Annotated in this window: 2 protein-coding genes; both read right to left on the reverse strand. The window is 35.8% G+C overall.

Annotated features, from left to right (window positions below):
• Positions 1-195: 195 nt before the first annotated feature.
• Positions 196-2,613, reverse strand: coding sequence for a glycoside hydrolase family 2 TIM barrel-domain containing protein (locus ACY65O_RS16130; RefSeq protein ID WP_462221891.1), 2,418 nt, complete (start codon positions 2,611-2,613; stop codon positions 196-198).
• Positions 2,613-4,478, reverse strand: a 1,866-nt coding sequence (locus ACY65O_RS16135) for a family 78 glycoside hydrolase catalytic domain (protein WP_462221892.1), incomplete at its 5' end; no start/stop codon positions are given. The genes ACY65O_RS16130 and ACY65O_RS16135, both read right to left, overlap by 1 nt.

Genomic DNA, 4,478 nt, shown 5'->3' on the forward strand with positions numbered 1-4,478 from the left:
TTGTATCAGGTATAAACCTTTTCATGTAGCGCTTTTTTTAATCGTTAGGAAATGAGCAAAAACATTTCTCCAATCAACCTGCTAAAGGTACTGGTACAGCTAAAGCTCAACAATGTAAGGTTTTGCTAATTTGATGTACAATTTTACTATTTATAAAAAATGTAATGCAGGTGCAAAATAATAAAACTGGTGGCTTTATTCAGTTGTCATCAATGCAATCGTTCCCGAAAGCAATCCTGGTGAAGTTGCAGTTAATGTACTATTTCCCTTTTTTGCAGCAGATTTTATTATGGACAATGTCATACCTTTCCAGGCCTGCCTTTTATGGCTGATTAAAGAAACGGTATCTGCCTGATATCCATTATCGGTGCCGGCAATGGTTGCGTTGCCTGTAATAGAAAAGCTGATCTGATTATTTGCATCCGGAACAACATTGCCATCCTTATCTAAAACTCTTGCAGTAATAAAAGACAAATCTTTTCCATCAGCTTTTATAATTTTTCTATCTGCAATTAATTCAATTTTAAAAGGCTTGCCTGCAGTTTTAATTTCTTTTATTAAAACTGTTTTATTATTTTTTCTGGAGATAACTTTTAATGTACCGGCTTCAAAAGGCACACGCCACATTACATGCAACTCATCATTTATTTTTTTTCTGATGCCTATTGATCTGTTATTTAAAAATAATTCTACTTCATCGGCATTATTATAGTAAGCCCACACATCAACAATTTTTCCCTGCGGCCAGTTCCAATGTGGAAAAATATGGAGCACCGGTTTTGTTGTCCATTCGCTTTGATACATATAATATACATCTTTGGGAAAGCCAGCCAGGTCAACAATACCATAATAGGAACTTCTTGCAGGAAATTTTGGATACGGCACAGGCTCTCCTAAAAAATCGAAACCACTCCAAACAAATATGCCGGCCATATGCTGATATTTTTTTACAGCAAGCCATGTTTTTTCGTGTGTACCGCCCCAGTAGGCAAAAGTATTATCGTAAGAAGATGCGGTAAAATCTTTATTACCTGTAAATGTATCCTGCCCTTTATAATCGGGTGGCCAAATGCGGATACTGTCTGATGGAAACTGGTACACTCCTCTTGTTGATAATGCTGATGCTGTTTCGGTAGCAATAAATTTTTGATTGGGAAAGCGATTGGGCAATTCGGGGTAATCGTAATACTTATAATTAAAGCCCAGTACATCCAGAGCATTGGCTTTGGTTATAAAATTTTTCCCGGGCATGGTTTCCGTTAATGCAGCAGTAACCGGCCGTGTGGGATCCAGTTGTTTTACAATATCTACTAATTTTTTGGTGATCGTTGTTCCGCTGCTGTCAAACTGTTCTCTTATTTCGTTGCCAATGCTCCACATAAAAACGGATGGATGATTTCTGTCACGCAGTACCATTGCTGTTAAATCTTTCTCATACCATTCTTCAAAATTCAAATGGTAATCAAATTTATTTTTCTTTTTCTTCCACATATCAAATGCTTCATCCATTGCTAAAAAGCCCATTTCATCACAAAGATCAAGCATGGCACTTGCAGGTGGGTTATGAGAAAAACGTATGGCATTGCAACCCATATCTTTTAAAATTTGCAATTGCCTTTTTGCTGCGGTTTTATTAAAGGCTGCACCCAAGGCACCTAAATCATGATGCATACAAACACCTTTTATTTTTAAGGGTTGGTTGTTTAGGAAGAAACCTTTTTGTGCATCGAAGTGAATGGAGCGGATGCCGAAAATTGTTTCATACTCATCCATTAATCTTGCTGCAATGAAAACACTAAATTTAATTTTATACAAAACAGGATTTACTGTTGACCAGAATTTGGGGTTATTTAAGTTAAATGAAAAGGTGAAAACATGATTATCATTGATTTTACCTGCTGCCATTCTCGCAATAAATTTTCCATTTGGGTCATATATCTCTGCCCATATTTCAAGGTCAGTGTTTTTGGTAACTAATTTTGTTTCTGCAAATAATTTGGTTTTTCCTGCATTAACCATTTCATTGTAAACAAATACCTCTTCAGGTTTTAAAGCCCACCATTTAGTTATCACTAATTTTACATCCCTGTAAATACCACTTCCACTATACCATCTTGAATCGGGCTGCTGGCTGTTATCTACTTTAACAGCAATTACATTTTGTTTATCAAAAAATAACCAGGGTGTTAAGTCGTAAGAAAAATTACTGTACCCATAGGCCCGTTTGCCGAGATAATGACCATTGATCCATACTTCACTGTTTTTATAAATACCATCAAATTCAATGCGTACCTTTTTTTCATTGGTTGAAACAGGTAGACGGAAAGTCTTTCTATACCAGCCAATACCACCCGGCAATGCACCGCCCTGATTGGTAGCGGCAGCATTTTTTTTAAAATTGCCTTCAATGCTCCAGTCGTGCGGTAACGAAATGGTTCTCCACTTTTCATCGTTGTACAATGGATTGACCGCAGCACTGTCGTTACCTAAATAAAATTTCCAGTTGGTATTAAAATCTATAACCTGCCGGGGTTGTGCTGTAATTAATAATGATTGCATTACTGCAATAAAAAATAATATACCGGTTCTGTTATATCGTTTTAGCAAGTTCATTATTTAAGTGTAACTGTAAAATTATAATTACCCGAGCCTATGTGCACTGGTTTTTGATAGGTTGTGTTTGCAGGTAAATAAATAATTGCAGTTGTATTTACAGGAATGATAACATTTAGATCAAATTTATTTTCCGTTTTTCTCCAGTTGCTTACAATTAATCCGTAAGGCGAATTGAATTGTGCATTTGCATACGTTACATCACCCACAGGCTGTGGTTTTATTTCAATATCCTTAAATGCAATACTCCTGTCACTTTGCTTAATACCTGCAAGGCCCGAAAAAAACCATTCCATTAAATGGCCTAACATAAAATGATTGTTACTTACCGATTCATACGCCTGCCAACTTTCGGTTAGTGCTGTTGCTCCATGCTTTAATTGAAATCCATAACCAGGCACATCATCCCTGCTGTTCATACTAAAAATTATATCGCTTCTTCCGGCATCTTCCAGTGCCCTTAATACATAGCGATAGCCAATATCGCCGGCGGTGAGTGCGTAGTTGCGACTTTTAATTTCTTTTATTAAAGCATTAATTACTGCACTTTTATTTTTTTGTTCTACAAGACCCATGTACAATGCCATTGCATTTGCGGTTTGACTGGCAGCATTGTATTGCAATTGTTGTTTATCAAAAAAATTATTATTGAATGCTGTTTTTATTTGTGCTGCTAAAGTTTTAAAACGTATGATATCATCGGTGCTGTTTAATATTTTTGCTGTTTCAATTAAAATATTTACATCATAATATAAAATTGCAGTTGCTGTTACACCCATTGCTGTCATTTGTGCAAAACCCGATTTTTTAGGCCCAATATCAAACCAATCGCCCAGGCCATGTTTTAAAATAAAGGCTGAATCTTTGGTTAATAAATAATCAACATAATGCTGCATCATCGGATAAGCATTCAGTAAAGTTTTTTTATCGCCATACCATTTATAATTATACCAGGGCAAAATAACTGATGCGCTGCCCCACTCCGGCGACTCATCAAACGGCGGGGTGAACTCCGTAAACTCCGGTGCAATTTCCGGAATTTTTCCATTTGCATACTGTGCATTTTGCATATCTGCAATTACTTTTTTATTCAGCACAGCAATATCATAATTGTATTGAACAGATGCACTCATTAAATGTGTTTGTTCCAGCCAACCTAATTTTTCTCTGTGCGGACAATCGGTGAACAGACTAACAGTATTACTTTTAATTGCCCAATCAATTAAAGTATTTGTTTTATTAAAAAGAGAATTGTTACAAACAAATGTCCCGTTTTTATTGTAAATACTGCTAACATGCAAGCCTTCAATATTTTTAACTACGGGTATTTTTTTTGAACTGTCATTTGCAATACAATGTACCTGTATATAGCGAAAACCTGTGTAAGAGAATTGCGGTTGCCAGCTTTCGTCTTCATTGCCTTTAAGAATATAAGTAAAGAAACTTGGAGAACCTGTTGCTTTTTGATTTATAGTTCCATCGGTATTTATTAATTCGCCGCAATACAATTTAATGGTGTCGTATTTATTTCCACTAACCGTTACAGAAGGAATGCCCGAAAAATTTTGGCCCAGATCATAAACCTTTATTCCTTTTTTAATTTCATTATTACTTACCGGCTTAAACCGGTTAAATATTTTTAAGGGTTCCTGCATTTGCGATTGTAAATGTTCTGTTCCTGTTACTAAAATAACCTGTTGCCATTTGCTGTCATCATAAAAAGAATTACACCAGTTTTTTTCTAATAGATTGGCATCATAATCTTCTCCTCCATATATGCTGCTGAATAGTATTGGCGAGGCTGTTGTTTTCCAGCTTTCATCAGTAATAAAATTTTCCTGTGTGCCATCCGTATAATTAATTAC

The organism is Ferruginibacter sp., assembly GCF_031430955.1.
Lineage (GTDB): Bacteria > Bacteroidota > Bacteroidia > Chitinophagales > Chitinophagaceae > Ferruginibacter.